5 protein-coding genes are annotated in these 15,390 nt (G+C 36.7%); 4 read left to right on the plus strand and 1 reads right to left on the minus strand.

From position 1 onward, the window contains the following. Positions 1–115: 115 nt before the first annotated feature. Complete coding sequence (locus M0D21_RS23080) at positions 116–1,963, plus strand: Ig-like domain-containing protein (RefSeq protein WP_317250413.1); 1,848 nt, start codon at positions 116–118, stop codon at positions 1,961–1,963. Between the two features lie 53 nt (positions 1,964–2,016). Here the strand turns inward: M0D21_RS23080 and M0D21_RS15320 are convergent, their stop codons facing one another. Next, positions 2,017–5,325: a VCBS repeat-containing protein gene (locus M0D21_RS15320; RefSeq protein ID WP_248331068.1), complete on the minus strand. Its 3,309-nt coding sequence runs from the start codon at positions 5,323–5,325 to the stop codon at positions 2,017–2,019. Between the two features lie 317 nt (positions 5,326–5,642). Between M0D21_RS15320 and nagB the strand changes: the two genes are divergently transcribed. The 3 genes from nagB (at position 5,643) to M0D21_RS15335 (ending at position 15,385) form a co-directional block, all read left to right on the plus strand. Continuing rightward, positions 5,643–7,610 carry a glucosamine-6-phosphate deaminase gene (gene nagB, locus M0D21_RS15325; RefSeq protein WP_248331070.1) on the plus strand — a complete coding sequence of 656 codons (1,968 nt, stop codon included), beginning with the start codon at positions 5,643–5,645 and terminating at the stop codon, positions 7,608–7,610. Positions 7,611–7,619: 9 nt separating this feature from the next. Next, positions 7,620–9,668, plus strand: a complete 2,049-nt coding sequence (locus tag M0D21_RS15330; RefSeq protein ID WP_248331072.1) for a beta-N-acetylhexosaminidase — start codon at positions 7,620–7,622, stop codon at positions 9,666–9,668. 179 nt (positions 9,669–9,847) lie between these two features. Then, complete coding sequence (locus M0D21_RS15335; protein WP_248331074.1) at positions 9,848–15,385, plus strand: glycosyl hydrolase family 18 protein; 5,538 nt, start codon at positions 9,848–9,850, stop codon at positions 15,383–15,385. The last annotated feature ends 5 nt before the right edge of the window (positions 15,386–15,390 follow it).

Below are 15,390 nucleotides of genomic sequence, written 5' to 3' on the forward strand. Positions count from 1 at the left end.
GATTTATATAAGGGACTGGAAGTACGCTTCTGGTCCTTTAATGCTCATTATTCGTATTTACTCTAAAGAAATCTATATGATATAAAATTACCTAACACAAATCTCTAATTATATTATGAAACCACTTAAAAACATTGTTTCGTTATTCATGCTATTTGCATTATTGTATTCTTGCAGTAATGAAAATTTTGTAAATGATCTTCAGGAAGAAGATATTTCTATTCAAATAAATAATAAGACAACGCTTACACAACCAATTATTTTAGGATATTTTCCTTCATGGTCAGAGAGTTGGACAACAACTGGCCAAGGATCAAAGCTAAGGGATATCCCTAAACATGTTACTCACGTTTTTTTGGCTTTTGCAAGACCAAATTTACGATATCAAAAAGGATCTTTAGATATCACTAATACTGGTATACAAACTCCATATGGTGGAGCTACCTTAAAGGAATCTGTATCCATTTTAAAAGAAAAAGGAATCAAAGTAATTTTATCTGTAGGAGGAGAAACTTACTGGGGTTCAGATGCAGCCTATGATATTAACTACCAACAAATCAAAGATCTTGTAGATGATATGGGGTTCGAAGGTATCGATTGGGATTTTGAGCCCAACGGAAGCTTTGCGACCATCGGAGAGCCAATTAATGTGCAAAGATTTATAGACTTTTTTAATAATTCGAGAGCCATAATGCCAAAAGGGCAATATTTATTGGCATGTGCTCCAGCAGGTGTAGGTGCATTAGGTGGTTTAAATAATGATGATCCAGCATCTCCATTTGCGTATGCTAATAGAAATAGTGTCACAGGAGAATCAGATGCTAACCTTTATAATGCTACCTCTCCAAATCAAGCAATTAGTTTATATGGTTTTGCAACAACAGGTCATATGATCCCAGTTATGAAAGCTGTAGGGGATAAAATCGATTTAATCGCATATCAAGGGTATAACACCGGCGCAGCTAGTAATAGAAAAATAATGTATGATGCGTATAAGCACTATGCAGATCAATATGGTTTTTCTATTGCAGCAGGAACACATTATCCCAACGAACCATGGGGACCTTATTATACATATACCTATCAGAATATGGCAGAACTGTCTGGGCATATTGGTGCTAATAATGCGAACAATGATGGTATCATGATTTGGCAATTATTGTTAGGAGATGGTTCATCTTCTGCCTATGGATATTTATATGTAGCAAGTCAGGTCTTAGGTGGTGTTTCACAAGCTCAGGCTATATCTAATGCCGAAAACTACCCAGAGTCACCTTATACCGGAGGAGATGGTGGTGGAGATGGTGGAGGTGATGGTACTGTCTGTAATGCGGCACCGTGGAATGCTACAACAGCATATACCGGTGGTCAAGAAGTAGTATACCAAAACCAATTGTATCGCGCAAAATGGTGGACTCAAGGAGACACCCCCTCTTCGAATACTGGTAATGGTAAGCCATGGGAATTAGTTCAAGATTGTGGTGATGGCGGAGGAACCGGAGATAATCAATTACCTTCGGTAACGATAACTTCTCCATCCAACAATAACAATTTTACTCAAGGGACAACGATTACGATTACTGCAGATGCATCAGATAGCGATGGTACAATAGCTAAGGTAGAATTCTTTGAAGGAAGTAATAAATTAGGTGAAGATAGTACTAGCCCTTTTAGCTTTTCATGGTCAAATGCAAATACAGGTAGCTACTCTATAGTTGCAGTGGCAACCGATAATTCTGGAGGAACTAAGACCTCTAATGGGGTAAGTATTACTGTGCAATCTGATGGAGGAGGAAGTGGTTCTTGTAGCGGAGTTGCAAGTTGGGAAGCATACCCAACAATATATAATCAAGGAGATAGAGTAGTATACCAGGGAGCACTTTATGAGGCTCAAACAGGGCCAATATGGGTGACTCCAGGAAGTGGAGAACACTGGTGGAAGACTATAGGTACATGTAATTAAGGTAGTTTAAATTAGTTTTTAATTGTGGAACCTCTGTAATAGTGTGGCTGCTATTATAGAGGTTTTTGTTTAAAATCCCATTTTAAAAATTTAAGTTCTCCGTTTTTGTTGAAAAGCAAAATATATTTTTCCCCTTGTATATTTATAAATTCCATGGCTTTCGGTTGTAACGATGTTAGTTTATTGCATAGAAAGGTAGATGAGAACAGGTTGTTTTTCTGTTTTTTGTCGCTAAACGAGAAGTACCCCTTATTACTATCATACCGAATGGTTTCTACTTCAGCTTCATACAATGAACCGATACCAAAAATGTCTAAATGACCATCTAAATTAAAATCTTCAATTAAAAAATCAGTTGTTGGACCAAATTGTGCTTCAATAGGTAATGCTATGATATCAAAATTTCCATTTCCATTATTTTTTAAAAGTGAAGTTGTAAAATAGGTTGAAGTGTAGTGCAGTGCGTTTTCTAGATTTTGTTTTCCGTAGATATCGTTCAATGATGCAGAAGCAAATGAATTATAGGTTTTAAATTTATGCGATAGCCGAGGGACTTGTTGTGAAGAGCATTCTTTTCCTCTCACTGGTAAAAGTAATCCTTCTTTAGAGGATTTACTTAATACAATGTCCATACTTCCGTTACTATCAAAATCGGCAGCATAAATGTGTAAAGGTTTGGTGATTGAGGGTTTAAATTTATTATTATCCCCAAGGTTTCCTACTACATAATCGATATCCCCATCTTGATCAATATCTGAAGGGGCTATGGTATTAAACCAACCAGATAATTTATCTGTAGAGGTGTTTTTTTTAATTGAAAATTTACCATTGGTATTGTCAAAAATAAGTATTGGTGACCACTCTCCAACTATAAATAGATCTTGATCTCCATCATTATCATAATCTGAAAAAATGGCATCGTTAACAACTTTTGTGCTCTTAAGGTCTTTAGCTAAAGATGAGGTTTGATCTACAAATTTTCCATTTTCATTTTGTAGTATATATGAGGAATATGAAGATGGATATTTACCGGGTATAACACCACTACCAATGAATATATCTAGATCACCATCGTTGTCGATATCTGCAAAGGCAACAGTACTTGTAACAGACCTTTTAATTGGTAAAGCGTTTTCTTTATGGATAAAGTTTCCTAAACCATCATTTTCATATAATCTGTCTCGAAGAGTATCACTTGCTTCTGAATCTTCATAGCTTCCGGAGGCAACAAACAAATCTAGATCTCCATCATTATCATAATCAAAAAATAGGGACTTTCGATCTTCAAAATCTCTATCATTTTTAAAAACTTGAGTATTAGAGAGATCAAAAGTGCCTTTGTCGTTTTGAATATATAAAGCAGGTACTGCGCCTTTTGCATTGCCAACAAAAAAATCATCTTTACCATCATTGTTTACATCTGCCACTGCAATAGGAATCCCTTTTTCACTTTGTTTTTGAGGGAGTAATAGTTGTAAAGCATAATCGTCAAAAAGTTGTTCTTCATGTTTATAATGCACCCCAAATTCATTACTATTATAAACGGTAATATTTTCTGGAGATTTGGTTATAGGAGAATTGGAATGGGTATGATCCTCTTTATTAATGTGTAGTTTTTTATTTGCCTTTATATTGCTAAGATGTGTCGACTTTCCATCGGGCCAATAAACCATTATACTATCAACTTGGTTTGCATCTCCTAAACCAAAGTGAAGCGCTTTTGTTACAGAAGATTGAAACCCTCTGCAGGAGTACAATTTTTTTATTTGTTTTTGATTTTGGTAATATAAAAATACAGAAGTTCCTATCGTTGTTCCTTCTTTTTTAGAACTATTCAGTGAAATCGTTAGAAAATTATTGGTCTGGTTATTTTTATAAATAGTTGCAATATCATCCTGATTATTAATAATTATGTCTAAATCTCCATCATTATCAAGATCTGAATAGGCTGCGCCATTAGAATTTATTTTTTGATCAAATCCCCATTCTTCTGAAACAGTTTTAAAAGTAGCATCACGATTATTTAGAAACATTTTATTGGGTAGTTTGGTTGCGGGCATCATTTGTATCGCTTGCTGTAATGTCACTTTTTTACGATTGATGATATTTGACTTCATCCGATTTCTGAAATCTTGGTTAGACAGATCATGTTTTATACCATTGGTAACAAATAGGTCATTAAATCCGTCGTTATTGAAATCAGCAATTAGAGGAGCCCAACTCCAGTCAGTTTTGGCAATACCAGATAACTGTGCTATTTCACTATAGGTACCTTTCCCTAAATTTATTTGCAGCATGTTCGACATATATTGATGATGATACCCCTTTTCAACAAGAAAATTGAAGTTATCAGTACTCATAGTTGCCATATTTTCTTTGCTTCTTTGATGATCCTCTGAGAGCATGTCTAACACGATAAGATCAGGCTTTAAATCGTTGTTAATATCGGCATAATCAGAGCCCATACTGTTAGCAGAGATATGATCAAAAGTTTCGAGGATTTTGTTCGTAAACGTATTGTTTTTGTTGTTGATATATAAAAAATCAGGCTCCAGAAAGTCATTAGCTACGTATATATCTGGCCAGCCATCTTCATTAAAATCTCCAATCGATGCACTTAAACCCCATGCTTTGTTTAATATCCCGGATTCTGGAGTAATGTCTTTAAAAGTACCATTGTCATTTACAAAAAGCTGATCACTACTTTCTAAACTAAAGTCATTTTGAATTTTTGGATCAATTATGACATTGTTATTAAAATCTGTGCGATGATTTACCAGATAAATATCTACATCACCATCCTTGTCAAAATCTAAATAATAGGCTTGTGTAGAGAAAGCTTCAGAATCGAGCCCAAACTGACGAGCTTGTTCTAGAAAAGTCCCATCTTTTTGGTTTATGTAGAGTTTGTTTTTTCGTTTTTTAGGTTCTTTTAGTTCACCAGATTTGCAAACATAGATATCTAGCCATCCGTCACCATTTATATCAATCATAGAAACGCCGGTAGTCCATCCAATTTCATCTGTGACCATTGCAATTTCTGTGATGTCTTCAAAAATGAAATCACCTTTGTTGAGGTATAATTTATTGCTAGCCTGATTTGAGCCGAAATAGATGTCATCGAGTCCGTCGTTGTTAATGTCTCCTACTGCAACCCCTCCACCATTATAGATGTATGAATAGTTTAAAAAATTAAAAGCTAATGTTTCAGAAATGGTGTTTTCAAAATTTATGTTGGATACTGTTGGAGAGATCATCTCAAACATTTTGTTTTTTTCAGAAAACACGTCTTCAGTTTTAGTTCGACGGTTGCAAGAGAGAACAGTCACAAGAAGCAATACTATGCATGCTTTTTTTATCATGGTCGTATAGGATTTTAAATGCATAAAATAAAGAACTATATACAGGTAGAATCATTTAGGCTACAGACAACATATTTCTATCGACATACAACAAAATGGAGGTTACGGCTAGGTATTTGGTTATTCAAATTAGAAGTGTCTTTAGAAAGAAAAGATTTGCATCCTTAGGTTAAATTAGGCTAACAGTCATATGGTTGATTTTTCTTGTCATTTATGATTGCTTTCATGTCATCTGTCGAAAAACTTTTCTTAAGAAGTATTTAGGTTATAGTTTCATTACTTCATAAGCTATTAAACAACATAACTTACGTTAAAAAATGAATACAGACGCAAAGTATAATACTGCAAGCAGTACCCATACAGGTCCTTATTATAAAGATATTAGCTATCGTGAAGCTGGTAAATTTGAAGAAACGAGATATGAAAAAATTCATAATGTTATTTTCAAAAGTTCAGATTATGCCTCAATTATTGTAGCTCAGGAGATTGCTAATCTAATAAAAGAAAAACAAGCAAAACAAGAATGTTGTGTTTTGGGGCTGGCTACCGGTTCTTCGCCCATCAAAGTATATGAAGAATTGGTACGGCTCCATAAGGAAGAAGGCTTAAGTTTTGCAAATGTGGTTACCTTCAATCTTGATGAGTATTATCCTATGGAGAAGGGTAATGTACAAAGCTACTATTACTTTATGCATGAGCATTTATTTGATCATGTAGATATTTTGCCGGATAACATTCATATTCCTGATGGTACGGTGTTACAAGAAAACCTTCATCAATACTGCATCGACTATGAACTAAAAATTAACTCATTTGGAGGTTTAGACTTTCAGCTTCTCGGAATAGGACGAACAGGGCATATTGGATTTAATGAACCGGGATCTCACTATAATTCTGTAACCAGGAGTATAACCTTAGATCACCTCACGCGTTCAGATGCGGCTCCAGCTTTTTTTGGTATCGAAAATGTTCCTAAAAAAGCGATTACCATGGGGATAGGTACTATTAAAAAAGCAAAACGTATAGTGATCATGGCCTGGGGGCATAAAAAGGCTGAAGTGGTAAAACAAACTATCGAAGATGATATTACTGCAGATGTGCCAGCTTCCTATCTACAAAAACATCACAATACAACTTTTGTACTCGATGAAGAGGCTGCCGAAGAATTAACAAGAATTAAAACTCCATGGTTAGTGGGGCCTTGCAGATGGAATGATAAAATCAGAAATAAAGCTATTGTTTGGTTGAGTCAAGAGGTGAAAAAGCCTATTCTGAAACTTACAGATAAAGACTATAATGATCACGGTATGTCTGGTCTATTGGCTGAAGAGGGCTCTTCATACGAACTTAATATACGTATGTTTAATCATCTGCAACATACCATAACAGGTTGGCCGGGAGGAAAACCGAATGCAGATGATACATATCGTCCAGAACGCAATACACCGCATAAAAAAAGAGTATTAGTACTAAGTCCTCATCCCGATGATGATGTTATTTCTATGGGAGGTACATTTCTTCGATTAATAGAACAAGATCATTTGGTGCACGTAGCTTATCAAACTTCGGGAAATATTGCGGTTTCAGATGAAGAAGCCACGAAGTACGCCGAAGTGATAAAAAAAATGACATCAGAAAGTGATAAAGAGGCTATAGATGCTATCATCTTAGAATTGAGGAAAAAACAAGAAAAAGCAATAGACTCATTAGAACTAAGGCGTTTAAAAGCTTTGATAAGACGAGGAGAGTCTTATGGTGCTACTCGTTTTTTTGGCCTTCCAGATGCTTACGTTAATTTTCTCGATCTACCTTTCTATGAAACGGGAACCGTAAGAAAGAAACCTTATGGAGAAGACGATAAGGCTATTCTTAAAAAACTTATAAAGAAAATAAAACCGCACCAGATATATGCTGCCGGAGATTTAGCAGATCCTCATGGTACTCATAAGGTTTGTTTAGATATTCTTTTTGATGTTTTAGAAGATCTTAAACATGAGGAATTTATGAGCGATTGTTGGGTTTGGTTGTATAGAGGAGCTTGGCAAGAGTGGGATATTCATGATATTGAAATGGCGGTACCTCTTAGTCCAGATGAGGTAATTAAAAAACGTAAAGCCATATTCTTTCATCAATCTCAAAAAGATGGGGTGATGTTTCAAGGTGACGATACCAGAGAATTTTGGGTAAGAGCCGAGGAAAGAAACCAACAAACAGCCTTAAAATATCACGAATTAGGTTTTGCAGAATATGAAGCTATAGAAGCATTTAAGAGATATCATTTTTAATTATACTGAATGAAAAAAATACGTATTACTCTATTACTATTAATATTTATACAATCAATCATAGCACAATCTACCAATCATAATTCATATAATTTGATGCCTTGGCCAAAAGAAATTACTTCTGGTCAAGGTATGTATATTATTAAAGAAGATTTTACGATCTCCCTATCAGAGAATTCCACTAATCGCTTGTATGATGCCGCTACTCGTTTTTTGAGGCGGCTTAGCGGAAGAACAGGTGTGTTTTTTGAAGAGGGCTTTCCTCAAAATACAGAAAACACACCTTCTTTGATGATAAAGATAGATCGCGTAGGAGAATTGAAATTGAATGAAGATGAATCCTACAAAATGACGATTTCAAATACAGGGGTACAGATAAACTCTGTAACCGATATAGGAGCTCTAAGAGGGTTAGAAACTTTGTTGCAATTAACTACGGCAGATAATTCTTTCTTTTATTTTCCTTCCGTAACCATTGAAGATACACCACGTTTTGCATGGAGGGGGTTGATGATTGATGTAGCCAGACATTATCAACCTTTGGATGTGATAAAGAGAAACCTTGATGCAATGGCTGCTGTTAAGTTGAATGTGTTTCATTGGCATTTAACCGATGATCAAGGGTTTCGAATGGAATCTAAGTCACACCCTAAGTTACATGAGTTAGGATCTGATGGGCAATATTATACTCATGAAGAGATTAGAGATATAATTAGGTATGCTGGAGAAAGGGGAATCAGAGTTATTCCAGAATTAGATGTTCCAGGTCATGCTTCAGCACTATTAACGGCTTATCCGGAGTTAGGGAGTAAAGAAAATCAAGTCTATACAATAGAAAGATATGCTGGGGTATTTGATCCAACGTTAGACCCAACTAACGAAAAGACCTATGAGTTGCTTTCTGATATATTTACTGAGGTTGCACAATTATTTCCAGATCCGTATGTGCATATTGGTGGTGACGAAAATGAAGGTAAACATTGGGATGAAAACCCTAAAATACAGGATTTTAAAAAGAAAAATGCTCTTGCTTCGAACCACGATTTGCAAACTCATTTTAATCTACGATTACAGAAAATTCTTCAAAAACTGAATAAAAAACTAGTCGGATGGGAAGAAATTATGACACCGAATATGCCCACAACGGCAGTGATACATTCATGGAGAGGAGTTGAAGAAGGGTTGCAGCCCGGAGAGTCCCTTATAAAAGCAGCAAAAAAAGGGCATTACTCTATTTTGTCGACGGGCTATTATATTGATAGGATGCATGATATAACTCATCATTATCTGGTTGATCCACTTCCAAAATCTTCTAATCTATCAAAAGATGAACGTAAGAAAATTTTGGGAGGCGAAGTAACAATGTGGGGTGAATTGGTTACACCATTAACCATAGATTCTAGAATTTGGCCAAGAACGGCTGCAATTGCAGAAAGGTTCTGGTCCCAAGCTTCAGTAACAGATTTGGATCATATGCGAAAGCGTCTTTCGGTTTTGAGTTTTCGACTCGAAGAATTGGGGCTTACACATCTTAAAAACCGAAACGTGATATTACGCAACATTGCAAATGGATATGATACTGATGCACTTATGAAACTAACTCAGGTTTGCCAACCTTTACAAAAATATAGTCGCAACAAAGGAGGGACAGAGTATAAATCATATTCTCCATTTACATTGTTCGCAGATGCCTGTACTACAGACTCGCCTGACGCATATCAATTTGAAAGTTTGGTAAATGAATTCATAAGTAGTCCCAAATCATCTCAAAAGGGAATAGAATCGATGTTATTTGAGTGGAAAGAAAATCATGAAGAATTATTAGTACTTAGAGGTAAAACACCATTAGTATCAGAAATATTAAAATTATCATCTGGACTTAACGATATTTCCGCGTTCTTTCTTAGAATTTTAGATCAGGAGGGAGTATCAAAAGTTGATATTAACGAATTCAATAGGCTGATAAATAATGTAAAAGCACCTCATGCCGATGTAGAAATAGCAGTATCTGAGACGTTTGTTAAACTATTTGATCATTTAAAAAAGAATGAACTTTAAGATCTGATACTTTATTACCTTTTTTCTACCCTTTGATTAAGTTTTTGATGTATATGCTATTAGTAATAAAAATAAAGTCGTTTAGCTATCAATTTACACCTTCCGTATAAAAAATTACGCATTAGCCAGGCTTGTTAATATTTTTATAAATACTTAATACAAACACAAATCTTTAACTCATGAAACCAATCAACTTTAAGGGGTGGTTAGAGGGTGTGATACCCAAAAAACCAATCCGAAATTTCAGATTTTTAACGATCACATTATTTCTTTTTGTGTGTAATTTAGCTCTAGCTCAGGTAAATACAGGAGGTAGTGCTACAACATCCAATCACAATAAGCAAATCATTGGGTATATTACCAATTGGGATGCCTGGAAAGCAGCTAGTGCTGGTGTTCCCTCTGCGGGAGCATTAACACAACTTAATATTGATTATTCAAAATATACTATTCTTAATTTTTCGTTTTTTGGAGTAGCTGTAGATGGTTCCTTGCACAGTGGAGATCTTCGAAACAAACAAATTTATCAAGAGGGTCAGGTGCAACAACCCGGTGATTTGTTGTACGGAGATGTCTATAGTAGCTGGGATTTTTATATCCTTTTTGGAGAAATAGAACCAATACAGTGGATTAATGAAGAGGTTAAACAGAGAGCAGAAGCTTTAGGCTTTCAGGTTGAAGTAGGAGGGAATACCTGGACTCACCCAGAGTGGGGGTTAAGTGGTGTACTACCTCTTCCTTTACCTAAAGAAGGTAGTGGTGGTAAAGGTTTACTAGAACTTGCGCATGATAATGGGGTAAAAGTGATGGCGTCTATTGGTGGATGGAGTATGTGTAAACATTTTCCTGAAATGGCAGCAGATCCGGTAAAAAGAACTCGTTTTATCGAAGATTGTAAAAAACTTATAAATATGGGGTTTGATGGGATCGATCTTGATTGGGAATATCCCGGACCTTATGCAGGAATGAATTTTACAGGAACAAATGCCGATTTTGCCAATTTTGCCACACTGGTTCAAGAAATTAGAAACGCAATTGGTCCCGATAAACTGATTACAGCGGCAATGTCTGCTGATCCTGCAAAATTAGATGGATTCAACTGGCCTCAACTAGTTAGTACAATGGACTACTTCAATATGATGACGTACGATTTTAATGGAGGATGGTCAAATATTGCTGGGCATAATGCTCCTATTTATCCATATGATGGAGCAGAAGCTCCAGATTTTAACTGGCAATCAACATTTAATAAACTCATGTCATTGGGAGTTCCTTCTACCAAGATTAATATGGGAATTCCATTTTATGGTAGAGGAGTAGTTACTGATGGTGATGCTGCACTCAATGCACCTACTACTAAAAGAAATGTGACCATCCAACCCGATGGTCCTGTAAGTACAGCTGCAGATTATACCAACTGGCCTTTAGATGTGTATGATGGTACGCCTAATTACTTTTTTATTAAACAAAAAACTGGCACAGGAAGTGGATGGACACGTCAATGGGATGATCAAGCAAAAGTACCGTACATGACTAAAGGAAACTTCTTTTTAAGTTATGATGATGAAGAATCTATTGGTCTAAAAGCCCAATATATAAATGATAATAATCTAGGAGGAACCATTGTATGGACTGTTTTTGGAGATCTTGAGATATCAGGAACTGCTCAATCTTTTGGAAACAAATTGAAAAGATGGTCAAATGTAAAATCCCCTTTAGTTAATAAGGTAAATGAAATATTTGCAACGGGTGGAGGAAATATTACACCAACAGTAACGATTACCTCTCCTACCAACAATACCGAGTATAATGCTGGTGATAATGTAACTATAGAAGCCAATGCAAATGATAGTGATGGAACGATCACCAAAGTGGAGTTTTATGCAGGAACAACGTTTCTGGGCGAAGATTCTACAGCTCCATATTCTTATACTTGGCAAGATGCACCTTTAGGACCATATACTCTGGTAGCTAAAGTATATGATAACGAAGGTGCGAGCGCAACATCTTCAGTTGCAATAATTGTTGGCGATATAGATGTTGAAAATCAATTACCACAGGTATCTATTACAACCCCTCAGGAGGGAGCTTCTTTCTCTACAGGAGAAGTAATTACAATTTCTGCAAACGCTACAGATGAGGATGGTACAATAAGTAAAGTAGAATTCTATGACGGTAACGTTCTTTTAGGAGAAGATACTAGTAGTCCTTATAATTATACATGGAATAATGCTACGGCCGGAACTCATACAGTTAGGGTAGTGGCAACAGATAATAGAAACGGTACAGGTGTCGACAATGTTTCTGTTTCGGTTACAGGGGGAAATTCGTGTTCGGTGCCAGCTTATGTAGATGGGCAGGTATACACAGGTGGAGACCGAGTTTCATATCAGGGAAATGAATATGAAGCCAAATGGTGGACACAAAATAATGACCCGGTTACCAATAAAGAAAATGTATGGAAATTGATAGGTCCGTGCGGAGATGGACAAAGTGCTCCTGAAGTAACAATTACTTCGCCAGTAGCTGGGCAATCATTTGTAGCTGGAAGTGTAGTAATCATAAATGCAAATGCTTCAGATGCAGATGGAAACATAACTAAAGTAGAATTCTTTGTTGATGGAAGTAAAATTGGAGAAGATACTACTGCTCCATATTTGGCTAACTGGACTAGTACTGTAGGAAATCATACGATTTCGGTTAAAGCAACGGATGATTCTAATGCCTCAACAACATCAGCATCAATAGCTATTACTGTAAATTCTGATGGAGGATGCGACACAAGCGGATTCAAAGTTGTTGGATACATGCCGAGCTGGCAAGGTGATGCAAATGCTATTCAATATGATAAATTGACACATATTAATTATTCTTTTCTTTTGCCAAATAGCGATGGTAGCTTAAGGCCATTAGAAAATGCCTCCAAAATGCAACAAATTGTCTCACTTGGTCATGCTCAAGGCGTAAAAGTGTTGATTGCTGTGGGAGGATGGATGGATGGTAATGATGCTCCATTTACACAATTGGCAGCAAATACTTCTACAAGAACTGCATTCGTGAATAATCTAGTTAATTTTGTTAATCAATATAACTTAGACGGGGTAGATATGGATTGGGAATACCCTCGTGAAGGTAATGAGCCCCAAAATTTTGAATTACTAATGCAGGAACTAGGACAAGCCCTGCATAGTAGAGGTAAATTGCTAACCGCAGCAGTGGTGGTTTCGGGATGGAATGCCGATGGAGTATCAAATGGAGTGTTTGATGATGTAGATTTCTTAAATATCATGGCTTATGATGGTCCTGAGCATTCTACAATGGCTCAAGCCGAAGGTGGATTAAATTATTGGCTAGGAAGAGGATTACCTAAAGAAAAAGCTATACTTGGTGTTCCATTTTATAGTCGTCCACAAGCGCAAAGTTATGCATCATTATTAGCACAAGGAGCTAGCCCAAATAGTGATTCTTTTCAAGGAAACAACTATAACGGGGTTCCTACGATCAAAGCAAAGACACAAATGGCACTGGATCGGGCAGGTGGAGTTATGATGTGGGAACTATCTCATGATACTACCGATCCTAATACATCTCTTCTGGCGGCTATTAATTCTGTTATCGGAAATCCATGCACACCAGATAATAGTGCTCCTCAAGTTTCGGTTACTTCGCCTCAAGGGGGAGATTCTTTCGAAGTGGGTAACAGTATTGCTATAACGGCTTCGGCAACAGATACAGATGGTACAGTAAACAAAGTAGAATTTTTTGTAGATGGTACTATGATAGCCGAAGATACATCAGCTCCCTATACTGCAAGTTGGACAGCAATAGCAGGAAATCACACCATATCTGCTAAAGCTATAGATAATGAAGGAGCGTCAACTACTTCAACTGGTATTACTATTTCTGTACAAGCAGACACAGGAGGTTCGTGCAATGACCCTCAATATGTTGAAAACGGAGGATATGTTGCAGGTAGTGTAGTACAAAATAATGGAAACCTTTATGAATGTAAACCACATCCTTTCTCCGGTTGGTGTAATGGAGCAGCATGGGCATATGCCCCTGGCGAAGGAACATATTGGGAAGATGCATGGACTTTGGTAGGAGAATGTAGTGGTGGTAACCCTCCAGGAAATGAAGTGCCTACAACTACCATTACTCAACCTGGTTCTGGACAGACGTTTACAGCTGGTAGTACAATTACCATTAATGCTTCGGCAACAGATAGTGACGGTACTATAACAAAAGTTGAATTCTTTAGTAATGGAACCAAAATAGGTGAAGATAATAGTAGCCCGTATAGTTATACCTGGAATAATGTAAATACAGGGAATTATAGTTTAACAACAATTGCAACCGATAATGATAATGCCACAGGAACTTCATCAGCAGTACCTATTTCTGTAGGATCTACAAACCCACCAAATCCTGGAGGAGATTTACCAAAAAGAATTTTGGTGGGGTACTGGCACAATTTTGATAATAATTCATCTATTCCTAAACTTAGAGATATATCAGATAAATGGGATGTAATTAATGTTTCATTTGCGATACCCACGGTTCCAAATGGTGCTACAATGACCTTTACACCAGATCCTGCGATATACAGTAGTGTTCAGGAATTTAAAAATGATGTGGCGCTATTGCAGAGCCGAGGCAAGAAAGTATTAATTTCTATGGGAGGCGCAACTGGTGCAGTCGATGTTGATAGTCCTGCAGATGCTCAAGCTTTTAGTAGTTCTATGACTAGTATTATAAATGAGTATGGTTTCGATGGGATGGATATTGATTTTGAAGGTAGTTCTGTTTCCTTGGCAGCAGGAGATACAGACTTTATGAATCCTACTTCACCTAAAATTGTGAATTTGATTAATGCGTGTAGAGCGATTTTAGGACAGTACAGTTCAGATTTTGTATTATCGATGGCTCCGGAAACCTTATTTGTGCAAGGTGGATTTAGCGGCTACGGAGGACCTAGTGGAGCTTATTTACCTATTATTTATGCACTTCGAAATGAGATGGATTATATTCATGTACAGCATTATAATACTGGATGTATGCTAGGGCTTGATGGATTGTGTTATGGTTCTGGAAACGCCGATTTCCAAGTGGCGATGGCAGATATGTTACTACAGGGATTTCCGGTAGCCGGAGGACAGCAGTTCCCAGCACTTCGCCAAGATCAGGTGGCAATAGGATTGCCTGCAAACCCATCGGCGGCGGGTAGTGGATATACCGAACCATCAGAGGTACATAAGGCCTTAGATTATATCATCAAAGGACAATCTTTTGGTGGGCGATATACGCTTAGAAATCCATCGGGTTATCCTAATTTTAGAGGATTAATGACATGGTCGATCAATTGGGATATTGTATCTGGATTTGGATTTTCAAATCCTCATCGAGCATATCTTGATGGTTTGGATACTAGGGCTAGCCTTGTGCAAACCCAAAGTATCGAAGAAGTAACGCTGTCACCAAATCCTGTGAACGGAGATGTTATAAATGTGAGTGTTAAAAACAAAGGATTAAACCCAACACTTGATCTAAAAATATTTAATGCCACAGGTATTCTGGTGCTGCAATATAAGGATGCCAAACTTCAGAAAGGAAGTAATCTTACCACTTTTGATGTGAGCACCTTAGAAGAAGGTCTTTATTTCTATACGATTTCAACTTCCAAAGGAAATACTACAGGTAAGCTTATTAAACGTTAAGCATT

Origin of the sequence: Aquimarina acroporae (genome assembly GCF_023195925.1) — a bacterium.
In the GTDB taxonomy this organism is placed as follows: domain Bacteria; phylum Bacteroidota; class Bacteroidia; order Flavobacteriales; family Flavobacteriaceae; genus Aquimarina; species Aquimarina acroporae.